The sequence below is a fragment of the Aurantiacibacter flavus genome, from assembly GCF_039710615.1.
In the GTDB taxonomy this organism is placed as follows: Bacteria; Pseudomonadota; Alphaproteobacteria; order Sphingomonadales; family Sphingomonadaceae; genus Alteraurantiacibacter; species Alteraurantiacibacter flavus.
Genome location: NZ_JBDLBR010000003.1, coordinates 171,748 through 194,374 on the forward strand (window position 1 = coordinate 171,748; position 22,627 = coordinate 194,374).

General features: G+C 64.1%; 24 protein-coding genes and 1 tRNA gene. 14 read left to right on the top strand and 11 right to left on the bottom strand.

Annotation, left to right across the window (positions count from 1 at the left end; genetic code table 11):
- Positions 1–73: 73 nt before the first annotated feature.
- The 9 genes from petA to ABDJ38_RS09930 all read left to right on the top strand — a co-directional run bounded on the left by petA (position 74) and on the right by ABDJ38_RS09930 (position 7,742).
- The gene (gene petA, locus ABDJ38_RS09890; protein ID WP_346784936.1) at positions 74–652 is read left to right on the top strand and encodes a ubiquinol-cytochrome c reductase iron-sulfur subunit; all 579 of its coding nucleotides are present in this window, start codon (positions 74–76) and stop codon (positions 650–652) included.
- 17 nt (positions 653–669) lie between these two features.
- Entirely contained in the window at positions 670–1,962 is a 1,293-nt protein-coding gene (locus ABDJ38_RS09895; protein ID WP_346784937.1) for a cytochrome b, read from the top strand.
- A gap of 27 nt (positions 1,963–1,989) precedes the next feature.
- The gene (locus ABDJ38_RS09900; RefSeq protein WP_346784938.1) at positions 1,990–2,838 is read left to right on the top strand and encodes a cytochrome c1; all 849 of its coding nucleotides are present in this window, start codon (positions 1,990–1,992) and stop codon (positions 2,836–2,838) included.
- 12 nt (positions 2,839–2,850) lie between these two features.
- The gene (locus tag ABDJ38_RS09905; protein ID WP_346784939.1) at positions 2,851–3,402 is read left to right on the top strand and encodes an adenine phosphoribosyltransferase; all 552 of its coding nucleotides are present in this window, start codon (positions 2,851–2,853) and stop codon (positions 3,400–3,402) included.
- Positions 3,403–3,501: 99 nt separating this feature from the next.
- Positions 3,502–5,343, top strand: a complete 1,842-nt coding sequence (locus ABDJ38_RS09910) for a cation:proton antiporter (protein WP_346784940.1) — start codon at positions 3,502–3,504, stop codon at positions 5,341–5,343.
- 21 nt (positions 5,344–5,364) lie between these two features.
- Entirely contained in the window at positions 5,365–6,003 is a 639-nt protein-coding gene (locus ABDJ38_RS09915; protein ID WP_346784941.1) for an OmpA family protein, read from the top strand.
- Positions 6,004–6,043: 40 nt separating this feature from the next.
- A tRNA-Gly gene (locus tag ABDJ38_RS09920) sits at positions 6,044–6,117 on the top strand.
- A gap of 343 nt (positions 6,118–6,460) precedes the next feature.
- Positions 6,461–7,063, top strand: coding sequence for an SUMF1/EgtB/PvdO family nonheme iron enzyme (locus ABDJ38_RS09925; RefSeq protein ID WP_346784942.1), 603 nt, complete (start codon positions 6,461–6,463; stop codon positions 7,061–7,063).
- Positions 7,064–7,196: 133 nt separating this feature from the next.
- Complete coding sequence (locus tag ABDJ38_RS09930) at positions 7,197–7,742, top strand: LysE family translocator (RefSeq protein WP_346784943.1); 546 nt, start codon at positions 7,197–7,199, stop codon at positions 7,740–7,742.
- Positions 7,743–7,748: 6 nt separating this feature from the next.
- On the opposite strand, the gene ABDJ38_RS09935 is transcribed toward ABDJ38_RS09930, so the two are convergent.
- The 6 genes from ABDJ38_RS09935 to panC all read right to left on the bottom strand — a co-directional run bounded on the left by ABDJ38_RS09935 (position 7,749) and on the right by panC (position 13,438).
- Positions 7,749–8,906 (bottom strand): LptF/LptG family permease, encoded by a 1,158-nt coding sequence (locus ABDJ38_RS09935; protein WP_346784944.1) that lies wholly within the window; start codon positions 8,904–8,906, stop codon positions 7,749–7,751.
- Between the two features lie 11 nt (positions 8,907–8,917).
- Positions 8,918–10,093 (bottom strand): glycosyltransferase, encoded by a 1,176-nt coding sequence (locus ABDJ38_RS09940; RefSeq protein ID WP_346784945.1) that lies wholly within the window; start codon positions 10,091–10,093, stop codon positions 8,918–8,920.
- Positions 10,094–10,099: 6 nt separating this feature from the next.
- Positions 10,100–10,618 carry a DUF2141 domain-containing protein gene (locus tag ABDJ38_RS09945; RefSeq protein WP_346784946.1) on the bottom strand — a complete coding sequence of 173 codons (519 nt, stop codon included), beginning with the start codon at positions 10,616–10,618 and terminating at the stop codon, positions 10,100–10,102.
- On the bottom strand, positions 10,602–11,618 hold the full coding sequence (locus ABDJ38_RS09950; protein ID WP_346784947.1) for a hypothetical protein: 1,017 nt from the start codon (positions 11,616–11,618) through the stop codon (positions 10,602–10,604). Before ABDJ38_RS09950 ends, ABDJ38_RS09945 begins: the two co-directional genes overlap by 17 nt.
- A gap of 138 nt (positions 11,619–11,756) precedes the next feature.
- Positions 11,757–12,500: a DUF2334 domain-containing protein gene (locus ABDJ38_RS09955; RefSeq protein WP_346784948.1), complete on the bottom strand. Its 744-nt coding sequence runs from the start codon at positions 12,498–12,500 to the stop codon at positions 11,757–11,759.
- A gap of 77 nt (positions 12,501–12,577) precedes the next feature.
- Positions 12,578–13,438 (bottom strand): pantoate--beta-alanine ligase, encoded by an 861-nt coding sequence (gene panC / locus ABDJ38_RS09960; protein ID WP_346784949.1) that lies wholly within the window; start codon positions 13,436–13,438, stop codon positions 12,578–12,580.
- A gap of 68 nt (positions 13,439–13,506) precedes the next feature.
- Here panC and ABDJ38_RS09965 point away from each other — a divergent pair, with 68 nt between their 5' ends.
- From ABDJ38_RS09965 to ABDJ38_RS09985, 5 genes are all read left to right on the top strand, one after another.
- Complete coding sequence (locus tag ABDJ38_RS09965) at positions 13,507–14,331, top strand: division plane positioning ATPase MipZ (RefSeq protein WP_346784950.1); 825 nt, start codon at positions 13,507–13,509, stop codon at positions 14,329–14,331.
- 4 nt (positions 14,332–14,335) lie between these two features.
- Positions 14,336–14,626 (top strand): J domain-containing protein, encoded by a 291-nt coding sequence (locus ABDJ38_RS09970; protein WP_346784951.1) that lies wholly within the window; start codon positions 14,336–14,338, stop codon positions 14,624–14,626.
- 12 nt (positions 14,627–14,638) lie between these two features.
- The gene (pgmG, locus tag ABDJ38_RS09975) at positions 14,639–16,045 is read left to right on the top strand and encodes a phosphoglucomutase/phosphomannomutase PgmG (protein WP_346784952.1); all 1,407 of its coding nucleotides are present in this window, start codon (positions 14,639–14,641) and stop codon (positions 16,043–16,045) included.
- 13 nt (positions 16,046–16,058) lie between these two features.
- The gene (locus tag ABDJ38_RS09980; RefSeq protein WP_346784953.1) at positions 16,059–16,868 is read left to right on the top strand and encodes a hypothetical protein; all 810 of its coding nucleotides are present in this window, start codon (positions 16,059–16,061) and stop codon (positions 16,866–16,868) included.
- A 266-nt stretch (positions 16,869–17,134) separates the two neighbouring features.
- Positions 17,135–19,591, top strand: coding sequence for a ligase-associated DNA damage response DEXH box helicase (locus ABDJ38_RS09985; protein ID WP_346784954.1), 2,457 nt, complete (start codon positions 17,135–17,137; stop codon positions 19,589–19,591).
- A gap of 9 nt (positions 19,592–19,600) precedes the next feature.
- Here ABDJ38_RS09985 and ABDJ38_RS09990 read toward each other — a convergent pair whose 3' ends face one another.
- The 5 genes from ABDJ38_RS09990 to ABDJ38_RS10010 all read right to left on the bottom strand — a co-directional run bounded on the left by ABDJ38_RS09990 (position 19,601) and on the right by ABDJ38_RS10010 (position 22,608).
- Entirely contained in the window at positions 19,601–20,107 is a 507-nt protein-coding gene (locus ABDJ38_RS09990) for an ExbD/TolR family protein (protein WP_346784955.1), read from the bottom strand.
- A 46-nt stretch (positions 20,108–20,153) separates the two neighbouring features.
- Positions 20,154–20,579: an ExbD/TolR family protein gene (locus ABDJ38_RS09995; protein WP_346784956.1), complete on the bottom strand. Its 426-nt coding sequence runs from the start codon at positions 20,577–20,579 to the stop codon at positions 20,154–20,156.
- Positions 20,580–20,726: 147 nt separating this feature from the next.
- Positions 20,727–21,164 (bottom strand): ExbD/TolR family protein, encoded by a 438-nt coding sequence (locus ABDJ38_RS10000; RefSeq protein WP_346784957.1) that lies wholly within the window; start codon positions 21,162–21,164, stop codon positions 20,727–20,729.
- Between the two features lie 33 nt (positions 21,165–21,197).
- The gene (locus tag ABDJ38_RS10005) at positions 21,198–21,734 is read right to left on the bottom strand and encodes an ExbD/TolR family protein (protein ID WP_346784958.1); all 537 of its coding nucleotides are present in this window, start codon (positions 21,732–21,734) and stop codon (positions 21,198–21,200) included.
- Positions 21,735–21,822: 88 nt separating this feature from the next.
- Positions 21,823–22,608 (bottom strand): MotA/TolQ/ExbB proton channel family protein, encoded by a 786-nt coding sequence (locus ABDJ38_RS10010; RefSeq protein ID WP_346784959.1) that lies wholly within the window; start codon positions 22,606–22,608, stop codon positions 21,823–21,825.
- Positions 22,609–22,627 lie beyond the last annotated feature (19 nt).

Below are 22,627 nucleotides of genomic sequence, written 5' to 3' on the forward strand. Positions count from 1 at the left end.
GCTTCAGGGTTACTTTTCGATCCGCGAGCACGACACAAGGTCGGTGAGGCGGGTCGGCAGGCAAGGCAGGGTAATGGCTAGCACTGGCACCGCAGACGCGCACTCAGAAGCAATTGGGGCCGCAAGCGAAGATGGCGTTCGCCGTCGCGATTTTATCGAGATTGCCGCAGTATCTGCGGCTGGCGTAGGCGGCCTCGCCTGCCTTCTTCCGCTGGTTTCGCAGATGGCGCCCAGCGCCGACGTGCTGGCGGAAAGCTCGACCGAGCTCGATATCTCTTCGCTTGAAGAAGGCCAGTCGATCAAGGCCGTGTTCCGCAAACAGCCGGTTTTCGTCCGTCACCTGACCGCCGCCGAGATCCAGGCTGCGAACGATGTTGATGCCAGCAGCCTGCGCGACCCGCAGACTCTGGCCGAGCGCACGATCGAAGGGCACGAGAACATCCTCGTCGTAATGGGCGTGTGCACGCACCTCGGCTGCGTGCCGCTGGGCGCTGCCGAGGGCGAGAACAAAGGCGAGTTCAACGGCTATTTCTGCCCCTGCCACGGCTCGCACTACGATACCGCCGCGCGCATTCGCAAAGGTCCCGCACCCAGCAACCTGGTAGTGCCGACCTATGAGTTCACCACCGACACGACCATCGTGATCGGCTGAGGCAAGAGAGACCGACCATGAGTTTCCCCTGGGCCAAGAATTACGAGCCGGTGAATCCGGTGATGAAGTTCATGGACGAGAAGCTGCCCTTGCCGCGGCTCGTCTACAATGCGGTCGGCGCCGGCTATCCGGTGCCGCGCAACCTGTCCTACTTCTGGAATTTCGGCGTGCTGGCAGGCTTCTGCCTCGTGCTGCAGATCGTCACCGGCGTTGTGCTGGCGATGCACTATGCCGCTAATTCCGAGATCGCCTTCAATTCGGTCGAGCACATCATGCGCGACGTGAACTGGGGCTGGATGCTGCGCTACATGCACGCCAACGGGGCAAGCTTCTTCTTCCTCGTCATCTACATCCATATCTTCCGTGGCTTCTTCTACTCCTCGTACAAGGCCCCGCGCGAAATGATCTGGCTGCTCGGCGTGGTGATCTTCCTGCTCACCATGGCGACCGCCTTCATGGGCTACGTGCTGCCCTGGGGCCAGATGAGCTTCTGGGGTGCCAAGGTGATCACCGGCCTGTTCTCCGCCATTCCGCTGGTGGGTGAGCCGATCCAGATCTGGCTGCTGGGCGGCTATGCGCCCGACAACGCCGCGCTCAACCGCTTCTTCTCGCTGCACTTCATGCTGCCGTTCGTGATCCTGGGCGTGGTGATCCTGCACATCTGGGCGCTGCACATCCCCGGTTCGTCGAACCCGACCGGCGTGGAAGTGAAGCAGGAAAGCGACACCCTGCCGTTCCACCCGTATTACACGGCGAAGGACGGCTTCGGGCTGGGCGTGTTCCTGCTGATTTACTTTGCCTTCGTGTTCTTCTTCCCGAACATGCTGGGCCACCCGGACAACTATATCGAGGCGAACCCGCTCTCGACGCCGGCGCACATCGTGCCCGAATGGTACTTCTATCCGTTCTACGCGATCCTGCGTGCCTTCACCTTCGACTTCATCCTGCCGGCCAAGCTGTGGGGCGTGCTCGCCATGTTCTCGGCGATCCTGGTGTGGTTCTTCCTGCCCTGGCTCGACAAGAGCCCGGTCCGCTCGGGCCACTATCGCCCGATGTTCCGCAAGTTCTTCTGGTTCGGCCTGATCCCCTGCATGGCCGTGCTGTTCTACTGCGGCGGTGCCCCGGCCGAAGAGCCCTTCGTGATGATCTCGCAGATCGCGACCGCGTACTACTTCCTGCACTTCCTGGTGATCCTGCCGATCATCTCCTCGATCGAGCGGCCCGATCCGCTGCCGTTCTCGATCACCGAGGCCGTGCTGGGCAGCGATGACAGCGCCGTGATCGAACCCGCCGCCAAGGCAGCCGAATAAGCCCGGACCCAGAGGAAAGACGAAACGATGATCCGCCTTGTTGGAATTCTGGTCGGCCTGGGCTTCACCTCCGTGGTGCTGCTCACCTTCCTCGTCGGCGCTTACACTGCGGCGACCGAACCTGCGGCCGAGACCGCTGAACACGCCTTCCACCTCACACCGAAGGAAGACGTTCACTTCTCGTTTGAAGGCCCCGTCGGCCACTGGGACACCGCCCAGCTGCAGCGCGGCTACAAGGTTTACAAGGAAGTGTGCGCGGCCTGTCACTCGCTCAAGCAGGTCGCGTTCCGCAACCTGGCCGATCTTGGCTACAGCGAAGCTCAGGTGAAGGCTGAAGCCGCAGCCTGGCGCGTTCCGGGCATCGACGCGAACACGGGTGAAGCCGCCTCGCGTCCGGGCCTGCCGACCGATCCTTTCCCGTCGCCCTATCCGAACTCGGTTGCGGCTGCAGCGGCGAACAACAACGCGATTCCGCCGGATCTCTCGCTGATAACCAAGGCGCGCCACGAAGGTTCGCACTACGTTTATTCGCTGCTCACCGGCTATCAGGAGCCCTCGTCTGAACTGGCCGAACGCTTCCCCGATTCGCTGCCGTCGGGCACGCTGCACCACAACCCGTACTTCGCGAACCTCAACCTCGCGATGGCTCCGCCGCTGACCACCGAAGGCCAGGTCACCTTCGACGACGGCACCGTCGCCACGGTTGACCAGATGGCGCAGGACGTTGCTGCCTTCCTCACCTGGACGGCAGAGCCCAAGCTGGTGAAGCGCAAACAGACCGGCTGGCCGGTGCTCGGCTTCCTGCTGTTCGCCACGATCCTGGCCTGGTTCGCCAAGAAGTCGGTCTGGGCGAACGCCAAGCGCCGCGAGGACTGAGCGGGCGGGGGAATGCCTCCCGCCACGCCACCGTTGCCTGATCTGAAGGCGCTGGTCCGCACTGTGCCGGACTTTCCGGCGAGCGGGATCCTGTTTCGGGACGTCACCACTTTGATGGCCGATGGCGCTGGCCTTGCCGGCGCCATCGACGCTCTGGCCGATCTCGCCGCAGGTCTGCATGTTGACGCTGTTGCCGGGATCGAGGCGCGCGGTTTCATTTTTGGCGCTGCGCTGGCGCAGAAGCTTGGCACCGGTTTCGTGCCTCTGCGCAAGGCGGGCAAGCTGCCCGTTCCCACCATGGGAGAAGACTACGCACTCGAATATGGCGAAGCGCGGTTAGAGTTGGACCCTGCAATCATTCGCACGGGCCACTCGGTTTTGCTGGTCGACGATCTGCTCGCAACTGGCGGCACCGCGCTTGCCGGAGCACAGCTCCTGCGCCGCGCAGGCGCGCAATGCACCCATGCCATGTTCGTGATCGACCTGCCCGATCTGGGCGGCATGGCTGCCCTGCACGAACAAGGGATCGAAGGGCGGGCGGTGATGGCCTTCGACGGGCACTAGCGAAGCGCACGTAAACGTGCGCATCGGAACCTTCCGTGTGCTACGGGATTGGCTAAATGCCAGCTTCGCGCGGTTGGAGCGGCATTGACAAGGGGGCCCATGGAAGAGCAGGCAATTGTAATCGCGCTGGTTGGCGTGCTCGGCATCGGGGCCCAGTGGGTGGCCTGGCGCACGGGTTGGCCTGCGATCGTGCTGATGCTGGTGGCTGGCTTTCTGGTCGGCCCGGTGCTCGGCATCATCAATCCCGAACATGCCTTTGGCGAGCTGCTCGATCCGATGATCTCGATCGGCGTCGCGCTGATCCTGTTCGAAGGCGGCCTGAGCCTCGATTTCCGCGAGTTGCGCCAGAGCGGCAGCGGCATCGGACGGATGGTCTTTCTCGGCGTTCCACTCGGATGGCTGTTCGGGGCGTTAGCCTGTTATTATGTCGCGGGCCTCGTCTGGCCGGTCGCGATATTGTTCGCTGGCATCCTCGTGGTGACAGGCCCGACCGTGGTCATGCCGTTGCTGCGCCAGTCTGCCATCAAGCAACGCCCTGCCACGCTGCTCAAGTGGGAAGCCATCGTCAACGATCCCATCGGCGCGCTGTGCGCGGTGCTCGCCTACGAATACCTGCGCATCTCGCAGGCCGACGGCGGCTTTGCGGTCGAGGTGATCCCACAGATCGTTGCCGCTGGCTTGCTGGCGGGTGCGCTTGGCTATGTCGCTGCCTTGCTGATCGCCTGGAGCTTCCCGCGCGGATATGTGCCCGAATTCCTCAAGGTGCCCGTGCTGCTCGTGGTTGTGATCGGCACCTTCGTGATCAGCAACATGATCGAACACGAGGCCGGGCTGGTCGCGGTTACCGTAATGGGCGTGGCGCTTGCGAACATGCAGGTTTCCAGCCTGCGCTCGATCCATCCGTTCAAGCAGAACGTTGCGGTGCTGCTGGTGTCGGGCATCTTCATCCTGCTTTCAGCGGGTCTGGAGTTCTCCGACCTGAGGTTCTTCGACTGGCGTGCCGGGCTGTTCCTGCTCGCGCTGATCCTGCTGGTGCGCCCGGCCACCGTGCTCATCAGCCTTCTGTTCAGCGACGTGCCTTGGAACGAGCGCCTGTTCCTCGCCTGGATCGCGCCGCGCGGTATCGTGCTGGTGGCGATCTCCGGCCTGTTTGCGCTGCGCCTTGGCGAGCTGGGCTTCGATGATGGCTCGATCCTCATCGGGCTGAGCTTCGGCGTGGTGGTGGCGACCATCGTCACCTCGGGCTTCACGCTGAACCTGGCCGCGCGCCTGCTCAAGGTGAAGGGTGCGGAAAGGCCGGGCCTGCTGATCGTCGGCGCGACGCCATGGACGATTGCGCTGGGCAAGATGATGCACGAGCTGAAGACTCCGGTGCTCGTGGTCGATTCGAGCTGGACCCGCCTCAAGCCCGCGCGTGCTGCGGGGCTGGACACTTATAACGGCGAGATCCTGAATGAGGCGACCGAGCATAATCTCGACCTTACCCCGTTCCAGGTGCTTGTCGCGGCGACCGACAACGAGGCTTACAATGCCCTCGTCTGTTCGGAATTCGCACCCGAAATCGGCACCGACAAGGTCTACCAGCTCGGCGATGGCGCTGACGACGAGAAGTATGCGCTGCCGTCTTCGCTGCGTGGCCGTTCGCTGTTCGCTTCGGGCTACGCGGTGGAGGACGTACACCAGCGCCAGCTTCAGGGGTGGGTGTTCCGCCGCACCAAACTGTCCGAACAGTACGACCTCGACGACGCGCGCGAGAATCTCCCCGATTCCGCCAATATGCTCTTGCTGATACGCCCCGGCGGCGAACTGCTGTTCTTCACCCATGCTCGTGCGCCCGAACCGGCGCCGGGCGATATCATCGTCTCATTCTCGCCGCCGCGCGATCAGGTCGCCGACGCCGAAGCGCGCCGCAAACCCACGCGCAAGACGGCGCCTGCCTGAGGCCTAGCCAAGGATGCAGCCATGACCAGACCGATCAAGTCCGCTCCCGCCGCCCGCGTTATCGCAGCCGTGCTCCTCGCCTCGGCGCTCGCGGCCTGCGAGGTTCGCCGTGACGGACCGGAGGAGGCCGAGCCAACGCCGACCGACACGGCCAACCCGTTCGGCACGCCGTCAGCAACGCCAAGCCCAGGCGGGGTTTCGATCATTCGCGAGGAGATTGTTGAAACACCCTCGCCGACGCCTGAGCCGCCCGAGCCGATCGATGTGGTGCTGCCCTTCCCCGATGGCACCGACATCTCTCCCGATGCCGAGGAGCTGCTCGAACTGGTGTTGCAAAGCGATGCCGTTCGCGAGGGGTGGCCGATCGTCCTTGCCGGACACACCGACAGTGTCGGCAACGATCAGGCCAACCTGCGCGCATCGCGTTCGCGGGCCGAAAACGTTGCCGCCTGGTTGATCGAACGCGGGATTGCGAATGAACGCATCAAGGTGATCGCTTTTGGAGAACAGAACCCACTGGTGCCCAATGCGAAGTCGGATGGATCGCCCGATGAGGTGGGCCGTCGCCGCAATCGTCGGGTCGAACTGACGATTGCTCCCCCGCCTGCCGATAATGAGAAGCCCGGTGAGAATCAGGGTGATACTACGGAGGTATCTTGACGCGCCCCACGTGCTGGTGGCAAGCGCTGCAGTGGCCTGAGCGGGTATAGCTTAGTGGTAAAGCTCCAGCCTTCCAAGCTGGCTATGCGGGTTCGATTCCCGCTACCCGCTCCACAAGCCCTCGAAAATCGCGGAAAGTCACCCATTCTCAGGCGCGGCACACGCGCAAACGTCACCATGCCGACACAGGTTGTCCCGGTCGGCAAGGCAGGACCGCAATCTCGAACTGTCCCAATCCTCTTGTGGTGGTGACGGCGATTACGCCGCTTGGTTCAAGATCGATCCAGCATGGCGGACTGCAAATCGCGTCCGGCGGAGTGTGATGAGCAACGCGCCTGTCTCGATGCGCGTCACAGGGGCATTTGCAGCGTAGTTGAGCCCTGATAACGCATCGCGATGACCCGTCCCGAGCGCTGACCATCCTGATATGATTGCTTTGGCTGGCGGGACGTTCTGGATGGGATCGAACGATCACTTCCCCGAGGAAAGTCCAGCCCGGGAAGTGCATGGCGATGGCTTCGTGATCGACCAGATACCGGTCACCAACGAGGCCTTCGCTCGCTTCGTCGAGGCCACCGGCCATGTTACATCGACCGAGACCGCCCCCGATGCCGCGGATTATCCCGAAGCCGATCCGAACCTGCTGAAGCCGGGATCTTCGCTGTTCGTCCGTCCGGCGCACCTGGTCTCAACTGCCAATCCCTTCTTCCGGTGGCAATTTGCGTTCGAGACCAGCTGGCGCCAACCGTGGGGCCCGGGAAGCTCGTGGCAAGATATACCCGATCACCCAGTGACACATATCGCCTATCAGGATGCCCAAGCCTATGCGCAGCGGGCCGGCAAGCGACTGCCGACCGAAGCTGAATGGGAGTATGCCGCGCGTGGTGGCCTCGATCGTCAGCCCTACGCCAGGGCGGGGAACTCGAGCGCCGCAAGCCAACTACTGCCGCCGCTATCGTCCCGCCGCCCGTTATCCGCAAACGGTGGACAGCACGACCTTCCATATTGGCTTTCGATGCGTGGTCGATCTCAAGCGCTAAGCCGGTCTCTGCCGCAGTGAATGGCCGTTGCGAAGATGCCCGGACCAAGGCCACTTTCCGGATTGCATGACCTTTGTCGGCCTCTGGCTTTTCCGACACGGCAGGACGGCTATAGGCGCTGCACACAAGTAGCAGCAGCCGGAGCAAACGCCGATGGATTATGCCAACCCCCTTCTGGTCTACGCTGCCGCGCTGGCCATCGCGGCTGTCATTCCGGGGCCGGGCGTCGCGGCGCTGGTCGGGCAATCGCTTGCCGGGGGAATGCGGGCATCGATGTTTTTCCTGATCGGCATTGCCCTTGGCGATCTTACTTACCTGACCTTCGCTGTGGCCGGGCTCGCCGTTCTCGCGCAGACCTTTGCCAGACGCGATGGCGCGACCGGGCTATCGGCAGTGGCTGCCGGATATGCCGTCACCATGAGCAATCCGAAGACGATTATCTTCTACCTCGCGCTCCTGCCGACTGTGGTCGAACTCGAGACGATCGCCGTCACGCAGTGGGCGGAGCTTTGCCTCGTGACGGTCTTGGTGCTCGCGGTGACCTTGTCGCCTTATGCCGTGCTGGCTGACCGCGTGCGTGCCGTATTCGGGCATGCTTCCGCGCTGCACCGCCTTAACCGGATAGCGGCCGGGATCATCGGAACTGCCGGGGTCGTCATTCTCGGTCAGGCCGCGAGCGCGATGACGCGCAGGGCCTGAGAAGCCTCAAGCGGGCGTGGGCGTCGTCGGCAGCGACGTCTTCCGGTCTTTCGGGACAAACCGCCTGGCCAGGCTGGCGGCCCGCTTGCCGAGCTTCATCACCGCCTGATCGAGCGCGCCCGTTCCCGCGTGGTGCTGCCACCACAGGAGCAGCGCCACCACCAGCACCCAGCCGGCCAGAACGAGCAGGGCCATCGGCGCCGGGCTGCCGCCGCTGGCCGTTTCCACCAGGCTGATCGACTTGAGGAAAGACACCAGCAGCGCCAGCCCCGCGATCAGCCCGATCGGGCTCGACGAGCGCATCGGCGGACGCGCCAGCGCATAGGCGAGCGCCGGGCTGGCCAGTGCCAGCGCCACCCACAGCAACCGCCCGTAGGCCACCGCACGCGCGGCGGCATCCTCGGCGAACATCAGCTCCTCGAGCGGCACTTTCTTGTAGTTCTTTGTCTCGGGAGAAGGCGTGGTGCTGGCGCCATCGCCGGAGAGGTAGAAGGACATCTCGCTGAAGTTCAGCACCCCGCCATCGGTGCCAACGATGGTCTGGCCATTGATCAGCGTGACCTTGCCTTCGCCTTCGCGCGACAGCGAAAGCGTGCCGCTGGCCGCGTTGTAGACATTCTTGCCATCGACGAAGATCAGGCCCGCCAGCAGGCCCTTGTGCTTGTCGACGCTATCGAAATAGAGCGAGAAACCCGAGCCCAGATCGGTGAATTCGCCGCTTGCGAGCCGATAGCCGAACTCGCCGCGCTCCATCTTCTGGTAAACCTCGTCGAACCGCTTCTCGCCTGCAGGCAGCAGCCAGCCCTGGTTGGCGAAGACGAACAGCGCGCCCAGTGCGCTCAGCAGTAATGGCATGCGCATCCAGCGCGCGGGCGAGGTGCCGGTCGCCTCGATCACGGCCAGCTCGCCCCTGGTGGACAGCTTGCGGATGGCCATGGCCACCGCGAAATAGAGCCCCACCACCATGCCGATCCCGGCATATTCTGGCAGCAGGCCGAGGATCGTCTGGCCGAGGATATAGCCGCGCTCGCCCGACAGCCGCGTGACCTCGACCAGCCGGGGAATGTTCTCCAGCACCATCAGCGACATCAATACGCCGATCACCGCGCCAAGTGTGCCGATGCTCAGTTCGAGCAGATAGCGATCAAGTCGTCCCAGCCGCACGGCAGCCGGGCTCAGGCTGCCACGGATGTGCGCCGCGACTGCTGCTCGTACAGCGCAAACAGTTCGCGGAAATGCACTTCCATGCTGCGCGGCACGGGGGTCGGCAGTTCGGGGCGGCTGCCTTCCGGCAAAGCCAGGATCGCGCGCACCGCATCGGCGGTGTCGGTCGGGCGGAAGCCATATTGCGGGTGATGGCGTACGAAGTCGCTCGCGCCGCCTCCCTCGGGAGCGACCACCGGAATACCGCTCGCATAGGCTTCGGCGGCGGCCATGCCGAAGGTCTCGGCCTCGCAGCCGTGCAGCAACGCGTCGGCGCTGGCGAGGATGGTGGCAAAATGTTCGCGGTCGTTGATCGGCCGCAGCAGGCGGATGTGCGGGTTGCCGTCTATCGCCTTCATGATCTTCTTGTGGCTGCGCCCTTCCCCGAAGATCACCAGCCCGATCGGGCGGCTGTGCCCGGCAATGGTGGCGGCCTCCACTAGCATCGGATAGCGTTTTTCGGTTGCCAATCGCCCCGCGCTGACAAGCAAAGTCGCATCCTCGCCCAGATCGCACGTGGCGAGCAGGGTGGCGCGCAGCGCTTCGGAGCGCAATTCGGGCGAGAAGCGGCCCGGCTCGATCCCCATCGGCACGGTCACACCCGTGGCGAGGCCCGGGCCATTGACGACATCGCCCTTGGTCAGCCGCTCGGTCAGGCTCGAATTGGCCGAGACCACCAGATCGAACCGGCGGCCATGGCGGCGCAGGCGTTGCCAGAACCAGTCGAACGCCTTGTCGACCGAGGAGGGCTGGGCGATCCCTTCGAACCAGCGATAGGCATGGGCTGCCAGCGGGTCGGAATGCATTACAAGCGAACGCGGAATAGCCGGAGCATATTCGCCCACGAAATCCGCGCTTTTCCAAGGCGAGCTCGCCTCGATAAACTCGGGCTCCAGCTCGTCCAGCGCGGCGTGGACCACCTCCTTGTCGACGAAGGAGAAGTACTTCTTGTCGAGCGGGAAGGGTGGCTGCTCCAGCGTGACGATGCGCGCGTGCGAGGAAATCTCGCGGGTGCCCGCTTCGGCGCCGGGGGCCAGAACGGTGATGTCATGCCCGAGCCGTTCGGCCATTTGCAGCTTCTGATCGACATAGGTGCGGATGCCGCCCCCATGCGGAGTGTAGAAGCCGCAAACGTCGACGATGCGCATGGGGCCCTAGTCCAGCGGCTGCATGCCGCGCAGGCCGCGCAGATAGTTGAGCGTGATCGAAATGCGAGTGCGCCCGTTGCCCGCAGTGGCGATGGCTTCGTTCCAGTCCGGCTGGCTCATGCCAAAGCTCGGGTTGCTGGCAAAGCCGATGCCGTCGCGCTGCCAGTTGAAGCGGTGGTTCGTGTCGCGATCATGCAGCAGGATCACGCCGTAGCGCCCTGGGCCGGGCACGCGGATGCACAGTTCGGGGTTCTCGCCGGCGGGAACGGGGACTTCCACGCGGCGGAAGGTCTTGCCTGCGTTGAGCAGGACATTGTCGTCGGCCAGAAAGTCCTGCTCGTTGGCGGGATAGACTTCGAGTTTCAGATTGCCCGTCCGGTCCTTCAGTCCGACTGCCGAAACAATCAGCGCGGGGCCTCGCTCGTTAGGGCGGCAACGGCCCTCCGCCTTGCCCAGATCCGGACCGGTCTGAAGCGTACCCTGCGCGAGCAACGGCAGGATCGCGAGGCTAGTCAATAGCGTCATTGCGTGTCACTCCTTTCAGCAAGTCGTAGAGCGCGAGTCCTGAACCGACGATGAGGTTGGTTGCAAGGATGAGTCCAGCCATCATCGCCAGAAGTTCATCGATCTGCAGCGCGGGGCCGAACGCAAGTACGGCAACCCCGGCGAACACGATATCCTTGTTGGGGACGAAGGGCAGGCGGCTGATGAGCAGGCGGATGGCAGCCAGCAGAAGCCAGTAGCCGATCGGCGTATCGGGCAGCACAAAAGCCCACAGCAGGCCCGAGATCGAGGTTGTCGCAACGATGCGCGCGATGTGCACCCAGAACACCATGTTCAGCTCGGCGCGGGTCAGCGAGAACAGCGACTTGCGCCACACCATTACGATAAGCGAGGTGCCGATCACGAAGGCGAGCGACCAGACGATCGCATTGCCATGGTCGCCGAGGTCGATGTCGGAGAGATAGGGCGCGGCCATAGCCATCAGCACCAGCGTCATCAGGTTGCCCGACATCGCGGAGAGCACTGCCACATCCTTGACTGCGCCGAAGGGGGCGGTGGTGATCTGCGAGTTCTTGCGCGCCCAGGCATAGAACCAGGCCTCGCCGAGGTAGCCCAGCAGCAATTCGTTGTAGATCAGCTTGCGGGTTAGCGCTCCAAGCGCCGGCATGCCCACGCCCCACAGCCGGTGGAAAATGAAATATTCGGCCAGCGGGCCAGCCATGAAGCCGAGCGCAAACAGCAGCCAGAAGGCCGGCGAGATTGGCAACATGCCGAGAATGGCGCGCGGATCGATCTCACGCAGCGAATAGAGCGAGGCCGCGATAACCAGCAGCGACAGCACGAGGCTGATCGCCTTGGTCCAGCTGAAGGGCTTTTTCTGATCCTGCGGTTGCAGGGCAATCACATCTCCGCCTACCGGAGCTAGGATCGGCTGTGGCATTGCTTGGCCTTCGTTCGGTTGGTCACTCTCGGGCCGTTGCCGTTCGGGCCGATCCTCGGGTTCGCTGTGCAGATCTGTCATGCAGCAGCCTTCCGTATGGCGCGGGCCTGTAGCTCACCTTGTGCGTTTTCGCAAGCAAGACGCCTCGCAGTAGCGGCGCCATTGCAGATACGCAGATGAACGGCGTGTGACTGGCCTATGCGATTTGTCATAGTCGGCCTAGCTCAGCAATTCGGCATAGCGGCCCGCGCGGCGGCGGGCGGCGAAGGTGGCCAGCGTTGCTTCGATACTGGCAAGGATCGAGCTTTTGGTGGTGTCGCCGGGGTGAACTGCCACCCGCACCACGTCGAGCGGGTGCAAGGCTGTGCGGGCGAGCGCGGCAAAGGCGAGCGACGAGGCCGTGCGCATGGTAGAACGGCTGGCCCAGGTGATGACCGGGCCGCGCGCCAGTTGCTTGCCCGATCCGGGCTGCCACACGCGCATATGGTCTTCGGCCATGGCAAAGCCGCACTCGGCCAGCGCTGCCTGCGCGCCCTCGCCATAGAGCCATGCCGGCGCGATGAACCCGGCGACCTCGCTCCCGGTAATGTCCTCGATCAGCGCGCGTCCGTCGCGCATCCGGCGCGCGGCTTCGTCCTGCGTCAGCCCGAGGAATTCGCCTTCGCCTGCGGTCATGTGCTTGGCTTTGAAGCTCGCCAGCCCCTCGTGCTGCGACTGGTCGCGGTGATACCAGCCGTGAACGAACATCTCGATCCCGCTTTCGGCCCAGTCGCGCAGCCGGGTGGCAAAGGCGCTGCCCGGCGTAAGGCGATGTGCGCCGTGGTGCTCGGGCACCACCAGCATGGCGAACTGCGCGCTGCCGAGCTGCTTCTCGATCAGCGTGGCGAGCTGGTCCACCTGCCGTTCCGAACCCGGACCCACATCGTGGATCGAGGCCAGCAGAAGCTTGCGCTCAGGCTTCACCGGGAGACCCCGTCAGCCACAAAGGATGATGCGTTGAGCGCATGTTCGCGCCCATATAGGTGGCCGATTGCAATTCGTCACCTTGAAGCGGTCACCGGCATGTTGTCGATCAGGCGCGTACCGCCGATTCGGGCGGCGACCAGCAGCCGGGCGGGAACCTGCGGGGTTTCCGCCAGGGGCACAAGGCTTTGCGCATCGGCCAAGGTCACATAGTCAATCGGCCCGAAGCCTGCCTCGGCCAGTGCGGCGCGCAGCCGCATCAGCGCGCCAGCCACGTTGTCGCCCGCTGCGATGTCGTCGATGGCGGCGCGCATCGCGCGTGGCAGGGTGACGGCAGCGGCGCGCTGGTCGGGCGAGAGATAGGCGTTGCGGCTGCTCATCGCGAGACCGTCAGCCTCGCGCACGGTGGGCACGCCGTGGATATTGCTCGCCAGCGGCAGGACCAGATCGAGGTCGCGCGCCATGGCCCTGATCACAGCAAGCTGCTGCCAGTCCTTCTCGCCGAACAGCGCATGGTCGGGTCGGACCTGGTTGAACAGCTTGCACACCACCGTCGCTACACCGTCAAAATGGCCGGGGCGGCTGGCGCCGCACAGTCCCTCGCTGACGCCCGACACCTCGATGCTGGTGGCAAAGCCGTGCGGATACATCGCCTCCAACGTGGGTGCCCACAGCAGCGCCACGCCCTCGGCTTCGAGCAGCGCGGCGTCCTCGGCCAGACGGCGCGGGTAGGCGTCGAGATCCTCGTTCGGGCCGAACTGCGTCGGGTTGACGAAGATCGAGGCCACCACATGGTCGGCGTGCTTGCGGGCCTCGCGCATCAGGGTCAGATGCCCTTCATGCAGTGCGCCCATCGTGGGTACGAGGGCAATCGTGCCACTTTTGCGCAGGTCATCCACAGCCAAACGAAGGTCTACCAGTGTGCTGACGGTTTGCATGATCCATGGCCTAAGATACAACAAGGAGGCTGGGCCTAGCCGCCCGCAGCGATTTGAGAAAGGCTACCGTGAGCGCACCCCACCGTATCGTCTTCGCCAACGAAAAGGGCGGCACCGGCAAATCGACCACCGCCGTGCACGTCGCCGTGGCGCTGGCCTATCGCGGAGCCAAGGTTGCCGCGCTCGATCTCGATGTGCGCCAGCGCACCTTCTATCGTTATTGCGAGAACCGCGCCGCCACCCAGGCGCGCCGCGATGTCGCGCTGCCGGGGCCGAAGTTCGACACCTGTCACGCCAGCACGGTCGAGGAGCTGGAAGCCGAAGCGCAGGCCATCGGCGAAGGGATGGACTTCCTGATCTTCGACACGCCGGGCCGCGACGATCCCTTTGCGCGCCACGCCGCGACTCAGGCCGATACGCTGGTCACCCCGATGAACGACAGCTTCGTGGATTTCGACCTGATCGGCCAGGTCGATGCGGAGAGCTTCAAGGTCAGCCGCCTGAGCTTTTATGCCGAGGCGATCTGGGAAGCGCGGATCAAGCGCAGCCGCGCCACCATCGAGCAGCAGCGCCGCGAGATGGACTGGGTGCTGGTGCGCAACCGCACCGGCTACACCGATGCGCGCAACCAGCGCCGTATCGAGCAGGCGCTGACCGAGCTTTCAAAGCGCGTGGGGTTCCGCGCGGTGCAGGGGCTGTCCGAACGCGTGGTCTATCGCGAGCTGTTCCCCTCGGGATTGACCTTGCTCGACAAGGGGCACCTGGGCGATCTCGGCACCAGCCACCTCGTGGCGCGGCAGGAGCTGCGCAGCCTGCTCGCCAACCTCAACCTGCCGATGCCGCACCCCGAGGGCGACAAGTCCATCGCACCGCCCGTGACCGAAGCCGCCTGATCGCGTGACGCGCCTGCTGATCATCGCTGCGATAGGCATCATCGCCTATCGCTGGATCACCGGGCGCTGGCCGTGGCAAAAACGCATTTCGGCCCGCGCGCAGGCCGTGTTCAATGCCAGAAAAACGCTTGGCGTGAATGCAAATGCCAGTAAATCGGACATAATTGCCGCGCATAAGCGACTGGTCGCCATGGTCCACCCGGATCGTGGCGGCTCGAGCAGCCAGGTGCATGAGGCCAATGACGCGCGTGACCTGCTGTTCGAAGAATTGCCAGGCGACCGCGACCCAAGCTGAAGGAAACCCTTGATGACGTACACGTTCGATTCCACCGTCCTGCGCGAATACGATATTCGCGGGATTATCGGAGAGACGCTGGGGGCGGACGATGCGCGGGCGATCGGCAAGGGTTTCGGAACGCTGATCAAGCGCTCGGGCGGCTCGATGGTGGCGGTGGGCTACGATGGCCGCGTCAGCTCGCCGATGCTCGAACATGCGCTGGTTGAGGGCCTCACCAGCACAGGCGTGAACGTGCGCAAGGTCGGCATGGGGCCGACGCCGATGCTCTATTACGCCGAAGCCTCAGCCGAAGAGGTGCATGGCGGCATTCAGATTACTGGCAGCCATAATCCCGCCAATTACAATGGCTTCAAGATGGTATTCATGGGTCGTCCGTTTTTCGGGGCGGACATCCTGAAGCTCGGCGAGATGGCTGAAGCGGGCGACTGGGACGTGGGCGTCGGTGAGGTCGAGACGCTCGATGTGCTCGACGCCTACATCGAACGCATGCTGACCGCGCTTGACGGGATCGACGAAGGCTCGCTCTCGTCCCTGCGCGTCGGCTGGGACGCGGGCAACGGTGCCGCTGGCCCCGCGCTCGAAAAGCTCGCCGCGCGCCTGCCAGGCGAGCACCACCTTCTCTATACCGAAGTCGACGGCAATTTTCCCAACCATCATCCTGACCCCACTGTTGAGGCCAACCTTGAGGATCTGCGCCAGCTTGTCGCGGAGAAGAACCTCGATTTCGGAATTGCTTTCGATGGCGACGGCGACCGGATCGGCGCCATCGACGGCGAGGGCCGGGTGATCTGGGGCGACCAGCTGCTGATGATCTATGCCGAGGATCTGCTGAAAGAGCGCGCCGGGGCCACGATTATCGCCGATGTGAAGGCCAGCCGCGCGCTGTTCGACAGCGTTTCGGCCAATGGCGGCAAGCCGCTGATGTGGAAGACCGGGCACTCGCTGATCAAATCCAAGATGAAGGAAACAGGCTCTCCGCTGGCGGGCGAAATGAGCGGCCACGTGTTCTTCGCCGACACCTATTACGGGTTCGACGACGCGCTTTACGCCGGTATCCGCCTGATCGCGGCCTCGGCGCGGCTGGGCAAGTCCGTCACCGAGCTGCGCAGCGCCATGCCCGACATGCTCAACACGCCCGAAATGCGCTTCCAGGTCGACGAAAGCCGCAAGTTCGCCGCCATCGACGAAGTGAAGGAGCGGCTCGCTGCGGCCACCGGGGTGGAGGTCAACGCCACCGACGGCGTGCGTGTGAACACGGCTGACGGCTGGTGGCTGCTGCGCGCCTCGAACACGCAGGACGTGCTGGTTGCGCGTGCCGAAAGCGATACGCAGGAGGGGCTCGACCGCCTGATGGCGCAGATCGACGAACAACTGGCGGCCTCGGGCCTCGAACGCGGCCCGCAAGCCGGGCATTGAGGGGGGCAAACCGATGAAGCTATTCTTCCTGCTGGCTGCGGCGTTTGCCGCCACCACCCTCGCCACACCCGCTCTGGCGCAAGACGGCAGCTCGCAGGGGGTGGCCGAGATGGAAGCGTTGGGTGCGATGTTCCCGGTCGAGCCGCTCACCCCCGAAGAGGAAGCTCGCCTGCCTGCCGCCAAGGCTCTGGTCGAGATGATCATGCCTGACGGCACCATGGGCGAGATGATGAATGGCATGTTCGAGGGAATGCTCGGCCCTATCATGGCTATGGATGAGGCCGGGCGAGAGCCGCCGCTGGCCGAGCTTCTGGGCGTTTCGGGCGATCGGTTGGAGAGCATCGATAACGAGACAGCCGCCCGTGCCGCGGCCATCCTCGATCCCGATTGGCGACTGCGCGACGAGCGCGAGGCCGAAGCCCTCCCCCGCGCGATGAACGCCATGATGACCGCCATGGAACCGGCCCTGAAGGCCGCCATGGCCGAGATGTACGCGGTGTCTTTCAATGCCGCCGAACTGCGCGACATCGACGCATTCTTCTCGACCGAAAGCGGCGCGACCTATGCCCGCAAGAGCTTCACGATGGCGTCCGACCCGCGATATGTTGGCGCGATCATGCAGGCGATGCCGCAGGCGCTTGCCGGAATGGCAAACATGCAGGCGGAGCTGGATGCCGCCACCGCTGATCTCGCCACTCCGCGCAGTTGGTATGAGCTGGAGCCTGCCGAGCAGGACAAGCTGGCCAGGTTGCTGGGCGTGAGCCGCGAAGAGCTTGGGGCGAGCGTGAACAGCGCCGAGGGCGAGGACGCTCACGACCATTGATACAGGCGAGGGCTGGCAGGCCTTTCACCCGATAGCCTTAGGTCCCATCTTGAGGGCATGACTGGCGCCGCTCTTCTCGACCGGATCGCAGGCGGGCTGACCAAACCGGCCTTTCCTACATCGCGCGCCTTGTGCTCTGCTGCGGACATGGACCCGTTTTGCGACCCTGCCCGTTGCCTTGGCGGCTCGTCTTTTGAGCCGGGCCGTAGCCCGCAGGATTTTCCCCTCAGGACAGTGTCACACCTGTCACACCTTGTTGGATTGGCATGACCGCCGCCGCCATCCCGCCCGAGATCGCCGACTGGTTCGCTGGTCGCGGCTGGCGGGTGCGGCGGCATCAGGCCGAGATGTTGGCTGCTGCCGACAGCGGCCAGCACGCGATGCTGGTGGCCGACACCGGCGCGGGCAAGACGCTCGCCGGGTTCCTGCCTACGCTCGCGGCCTTCTGCTCCTCGCGGCTCGATGGCGCAAAGCCGCCCGAAGGCTTGCACACGCTCTACGTCTCGCCATTGAAGGCGCTGGCGCATGATGTGCAGCGCAACCTCATCACCCCGGTTGAGGAGATGGGGCTCGACCTGCGCATCGAGACCCGCAGCGGCGATACTCCGTCCGACCGCAAGAAGCGCCAGCGCGCCCGCCCGCCGCATGTGCTGCTGACAACGCCCGAGAGCCTCAGCCTGCTGCTCAGCTACCCGGACAGCTTCACGCTGTTCGAAGGCCTCAAGCGCGTGGTGATCGACGAAATCCACGCCTTCGCCACCCAGAAGCGCGGCGACCTCTTGGCATTGGCGCTCTCGCGCTTGCAGGCGATTGCGCCCGATATGCAGCGGGTGGGGCTCTCGGCCACGGTGGCCGACCCCGAGGGCTATCGCGGCTGGCTCGCGCCCTGGGGTGACCTCGATAGCGTTGCGCTGGTCGAAGGAGAGGAGGGGGCCGATCCCGAACTGGAGATCCTGCTCCCCGATGGCGAGCGCGTGCCATGGGGCGGCCATGCCGCGACCTGGGCGATCCCGCAGCTTTACAAGCGGATTGCCGAGAACCGCACGACGCTGGTCTTCACCAACACGCGCTTCCTCGCCGAGTACGTCTTCCAGCACCTGTGGGACGCGAACGAGGACAACCTGCCGATCGGCATTCACCACGGCTCGCTCTCGAAGGAGGCGCGGCGCAAGGTGGAGGGAGCGATGGCGCGGGGCGAGCTGCGCGCGCTGGTCTGCACCGCCAGCCTCGACCTGGGGGTCGACTGGGGCGATGTCGATCTGGTGGTGCAGATGGGCGCGCCGAAGGGTTCGTCGCGGCTGTTGCAGCGGATCGGGCGCGCCAACCACCGGCTCGAGCAGCCCAGCCGCGCGCTGCTGGTGCCGGGCAACCGGTTCGAATTCCTCGAAGCGACTGCCGCCCTCGATGCGGTCCACGAGGGCCAGCGCGATGGCGAGGACTTCCGGCCCGGCGGGCTCGACGTGCTCGCCCAGCACGTGATGGCCTGCGCCTGCGCCGCGCCGTTCGACGAGGCGGCGCTGCTGGCCGAGGTGCGCTCGTCGTTGCCCTATGCGGCGATCGACGCCGAAGCGTTCTGCCGGGTGCTCGAGTTCGTGGCTACGGGCGGCTACGCGCTCAAGGCCTACGACCGCTTCCGCCGCATCGTGCGCGAGCGTGACGGTACCTGGCGGCTGACCCATCCCGAACAGGCACAACGGCACCGGCTCAACGCGGGAATCATCGTCGATTCGGAGATGCTCGACGTGCGCTTCCGCAACGGACGCTCGCTCGGCAAGGTGGAGGAGCGCTTCGCCGCCTCATTGCGCCCCGGCGATACGTTTCGCTTTGCCGGGGTGACGGTCGAGGTCGAGAGCTTGCGCGACATGGAGCTGGTGGTGCGCGCGAGCAGCAAGGCGGCGATGATCCCGAGCTATGGTGGGTTGCGCCTGCCGCTCACCACCCACCTTGCGGGCCGGGTGCGCGAACTGCTGACCGACCGCGCGGGCTGGGGGCGCTTCCCCGACGATGTGCGCGAGTGGCTGGAGGTGCAGGACTGGCGCAGCCAGTTGCCGCGGCCGGACAACCTGCTGGTCGAGACCTTCCCCCATGCGGGTCAGCACTATGCGGTGTACTACAGTTTCGCCGGGTGGAACGCGAACCAGTCGCTGGGGATGCTGATCACCGCGCGGATGGAAGCACGCGGGCTGATGCCGGGCGGCTTCGTGGCGAATGACTACTCGCTCGCCGTCTGGGGGCTGAAGCCGGTGGACGATCCGGCGCCGTTGCTCTCGCCCGACATCCTCACCGAGGAGTTCAGCGATTGGGTCACCCAGTCGCACCTGCTGCGTCGTGCCTTCCGCGAGGTGGCGGTGATCGGCGGTCTTGTCGAACGCCAGCAGCCGGGCAAACGCAAGAGCGGGCGACAGGTCACCTTCTCGACCGACCTCATCTACGACGTGCTGCGCAAACACGAGCCCGACCACGTCCTGATTGAAGCGGCCTGGGCCGATGCGCGCGCGAAGATGACCGACGTGGCACGCCTGGCCGAGGTGCTCGATACGGCCGCTGCGCGGCTGGAGCATGTGGTGCTGGAGAGGGTCAGTCCGCTGGCGGTGCCGGTGATGGTGATGATCGGGCGCGAGGCGGTGCCGCAGGGGGCGCAGGACGACGAGTTGCTGCTTGAGGCCGAGAGCCTTGAAGGGGTGGCGATGCGGGTGGAGCCGCTGGATGACGAGCGAGATTGAGGTGAAGGCTTATGAGCAGCGCGGCAGGGCCTGCTGTGGAGGGCGAAGGTCGGCTTTGTCCCACTCGATAGACACTTCGGGGGCGATCAGGGTGAGATTTAGCCGGTATTGCTGGCTATCCTTGGCAAACTCTCTGTAGCGCTCGAGTTCTCCGAAGCACAGCTTCGTCACTCCGCTGTCCTTGATGATTTTGAGCACTCGGACCGCCAGTTCATAGCTCGCATTGCCGTCGGGCGCGAATACGATCCTTGGTTCGATGGGTTGCCTCATCCCATCTTGCAGATGCCTAATGAGTTCGGATGTGGTGATGGACTTACCGTCCCACTCAATGCTGCCGAAGCGCGTGGGAGAGAGCAGGTGAGTCTTCTCTTCGGGCGGGCGAGGTAAGCCATATGCCGGATCGGCAAGGGGTAGATCGAAAGTCAAGACGTGGATCGGCACCCTTTCGAAGGTCAGTCCGACCATCACCAGCGTGCTTAAGAAGAGCAGGATCGGCAGCGAGTTTGCCCGGGACAAGGGCTCGCCATGGTCAAGTCGTCGAACCGCCCTCGGGCGCCGGAAGCTAGTCGGCACGGAAACTACGATAGCGCTCGTTGCCGACAAAACCGAGCTTCGTTACGCCAGCCCGGCGGATCAGGTTCAGTACCCGCGCCGACTGGGCATAGGAGGCGTTGCCATCGGGCTCATATTGCAACTGCGGCTCGACCGGCATGGCCTGTGTCTGCCTTAGCAGGTCGCGCAGGGTGGCCTCGTTGACAGCTTGTTCGTTCCAGCGGACCGTACCGCTTTGCTCGATCGTGACCTTGTTCTTCACATCGTCGATTGCCGGGCAATGGGTACAGGCACGCGGCAAATCGACCGTGAGACTGTGCGAGGCCACCGGGATCGTGATGACGAACATCACCAGCAGCACCAAGAGCACGTCGATAAGTGGGGTCGTGTTGAGCTCACCCAGCGGGCGGTCGGTATGGGCAATCGTAAAGGCCATCGTCGCTCTCCCAAGCTATGTGATGGTATTACATCACGAAGTTAGGGCTTCGTCAATTCATCTTCTCAACCGGCGGCCCGCTCACACAAAAAAGGGGCCGCCGAAGCAGCCCCTTTTCGATCTCGCTTTCGCGTCAGGTAAGAGCGATCAGCCCTTGCCGAACTGGCGATACTTTTCGTTGCCCACGAAGCCGAACTTGGTCACGCCGCTAGCCTTGATGATGTTCAGCACCTTGGCCGACAGATCGTAGCTGGCGTTGGCTTCCGGCTCGAACTGAAGTTCGGGCTCGACCGCGAAACGCAGCGTTTCTTCCAGGTTGCGAACCAGTTCGCCCTGGTTGATCGGCGTGGCGTTCCAAAGGATTTCGCCATTGGGGGTCAGCACGATCTTGTTCTTGATCGGGTCGACCTGCTCCGGCGGTGGCGGTTCGTCGCTGGCGACCGGAAGGTCGATGTTGATCGCGTGCGTTGCCACGGGGATGGTGATGATGAACATGATGAGGAGCACGAGCAGGACGTCGATCAACGGCGTCATGTTCATGTCCATCATCGGGGCGCCATCATCCTTGCCGCCTGACATTGCCATAGGTTGTTACTCCTGATTCCTGCCCAGTTCCGATCAACCGTTGGGGTCGACCGGGTTGGAGATGAAGCCCACGGTCGGATAGCCGGCCGCCTGGACGTTGAAGATAGTGCCGGCCACGCAGCGCCACGGAGCGTTGACGTCGCCGCGGATATGGACCTGCGGGATCATCTCCGGGTTGGACATGATCGCTTCGACGCCACCGGCCTTCTGCACGATATTGTCGAGCCGCGTGAAAGCACGGTCGTACAGCTCGCTCGAATCGACCAGCGTGGTGTTGTTGAAGAACACACGGCATTCGCCGTTGCGATCGGCACCGGTATAGCTGGTGCGCAGTGTGCTGGGGGTGCGGCCTTCGGCGTCGGTAGTGGTCACCGTGATCAGCAGGTTCTCCACCTTGTCTTTCGATTCGACCGAAACGAAAATCGGCACCTGGAGCTTCTCGACCGTCTGGATGGCCACGGGAACGGCAATCAGGAAGATGATCAGCAACACGAGCATCACGTCCACCAGCGGAGTGGTGTTGATGTCGGCCATCGGCTTGTTGCCGCCACCGCCTGTCGAAATAGCCATATGACTTGTCCTATCTCAAAATTGGGACGGAGGCGGCGGGCTGGTACATTCTACGCAAGGCCCGCCGCCGAGTTATCCGCTTTGGCTATCAGGCCTTCTTCGGCGGCACGCCACCGGTGGTGGTGGCGGGCTTGGCAGCAGCAGCCGACTTGGCGGCAGCCACGGTCACGGCCGGCTTCACGGCACCGTTCGAAGTGATGTAGGCCTGCAGGTCGGTCGAGAAGGCGCTCATCAGTTCGCCGATCTTCTTGTTGCGGGCCTGCAGCCAGTTGTAGGCGAACACGGCCGGCACGGCGACGAGCAGACCGATGGCGGTCATGATCAGCGCTTCACCGACCGGGCCGGCGACCTTGTCGATCGAGGCCGAGCCGCTCATGCCGATATTGATGAGAGCGCGGTAGATACCGATAACCGTACCGAGCAGACCGACGAACGGAGCGGTCGCGCCGACAGTGGCGAGGAACGACAGGCCGCCGTTCAGCTTCGAGGTGATCGAATCTTCCGAACGCATCAGCGAGCCGTGCAGCCAGTCATGGGCTTCGAGGCTGTTGGGCATCTTGTCATGCTCGGCCTGGGCCTTCAGGCTATCGTCGACCAGCTGGCGCCAGGCGCTGTTCTTCTCGAGCTTGCCGGCACCTTCGCTCAGCGTGTTGGCACGCCAGAAGCCCTGACGGACCGCCTTGTACTGGTTGAGGATCTTCTTCTGTTCCATGAACTTGGTGATCAGGATGTAGAAGGAGCCCACCGACATGATGATCATGATGGCAAGGATCGCCCAGGCGACGGGGCCGCCTTCTTCCAGGGCCTGCACGAAGCCGAATTCGGTGGCAGGCGCTGCGGCATCACCGGCGGCGGCAAGAATGTTCATAAGCATGCGGATCAGTCCTCTTCGT

What these genes read in the sequence shown, in the direction of transcription:
- petA (WP_346784936.1), top strand. Translation starts at nt 74, where the DNA reads ATGGCTAGCACTGGCACCGCAGACGCGCACTCAGAAGCAATTGGGGCC.
- ABDJ38_RS09895 (WP_346784937.1), top strand. Translation starts at nt 670, where the DNA reads ATGAGTTTCCCCTGGGCCAAGAATTACGAGCCGGTGAATCCGGTGATG.
- ABDJ38_RS09900 (WP_346784938.1), top strand. Translation starts at nt 1,990, where the DNA reads ATGATCCGCCTTGTTGGAATTCTGGTCGGCCTGGGCTTCACCTCCGTG.
- ABDJ38_RS09905 (WP_346784939.1), top strand. Translation starts at nt 2,851, where the DNA reads ATGCCTCCCGCCACGCCACCGTTGCCTGATCTGAAGGCGCTGGTCCGC.
- ABDJ38_RS09910 (WP_346784940.1), top strand. Translation starts at nt 3,502, where the DNA reads ATGGAAGAGCAGGCAATTGTAATCGCGCTGGTTGGCGTGCTCGGCATC.
- ABDJ38_RS09915 (WP_346784941.1), top strand. Translation starts at nt 5,365, where the DNA reads ATGACCAGACCGATCAAGTCCGCTCCCGCCGCCCGCGTTATCGCAGCC.
- ABDJ38_RS09925 (WP_346784942.1), top strand. Translation starts at nt 6,461, where the DNA reads ATGGGATCGAACGATCACTTCCCCGAGGAAAGTCCAGCCCGGGAAGTG.
- ABDJ38_RS09930 (WP_346784943.1), top strand. Translation starts at nt 7,197, where the DNA reads ATGGATTATGCCAACCCCCTTCTGGTCTACGCTGCCGCGCTGGCCATC.
- ABDJ38_RS09940 (WP_346784945.1), bottom strand. Translation starts at nt 10,093, where the DNA reads ATGCGCATCGTCGACGTTTGCGGCTTCTACACTCCGCATGGGGGCGGC.
- ABDJ38_RS09945 (WP_346784946.1), bottom strand. Translation starts at nt 10,618, where the DNA reads ATGACGCTATTGACTAGCCTCGCGATCCTGCCGTTGCTCGCGCAGGGT.
- ABDJ38_RS09950 (WP_346784947.1), bottom strand. Translation starts at nt 11,618, where the DNA reads ATGACAGATCTGCACAGCGAACCCGAGGATCGGCCCGAACGGCAACGG.
- panC (WP_346784949.1), bottom strand. Translation starts at nt 13,438, where the DNA reads ATGCAAACCGTCAGCACACTGGTAGACCTTCGTTTGGCTGTGGATGAC.
- pgmG (WP_346784952.1), top strand. Translation starts at nt 14,639, where the DNA reads ATGACGTACACGTTCGATTCCACCGTCCTGCGCGAATACGATATTCGC.
- ABDJ38_RS09980 (WP_346784953.1), top strand. Translation starts at nt 16,059, where the DNA reads ATGAAGCTATTCTTCCTGCTGGCTGCGGCGTTTGCCGCCACCACCCTC.
- ABDJ38_RS09985 (WP_346784954.1), top strand. Translation starts at nt 17,135, where the DNA reads ATGACCGCCGCCGCCATCCCGCCCGAGATCGCCGACTGGTTCGCTGGT.
- ABDJ38_RS09995 (WP_346784956.1), bottom strand. Translation starts at nt 20,579, where the DNA reads ATGGCCTTTACGATTGCCCATACCGACCGCCCGCTGGGTGAGCTCAAC.
- ABDJ38_RS10000 (WP_346784957.1), bottom strand. Translation starts at nt 21,164, where the DNA reads ATGGCAATGTCAGGCGGCAAGGATGATGGCGCCCCGATGATGGACATG.
- ABDJ38_RS10005 (WP_346784958.1), bottom strand. Translation starts at nt 21,734, where the DNA reads ATGGCTATTTCGACAGGCGGTGGCGGCAACAAGCCGATGGCCGACATC.
- ABDJ38_RS10010 (WP_346784959.1), bottom strand. Translation starts at nt 22,608, where the DNA reads ATGCTTATGAACATTCTTGCCGCCGCCGGTGATGCCGCAGCGCCTGCC.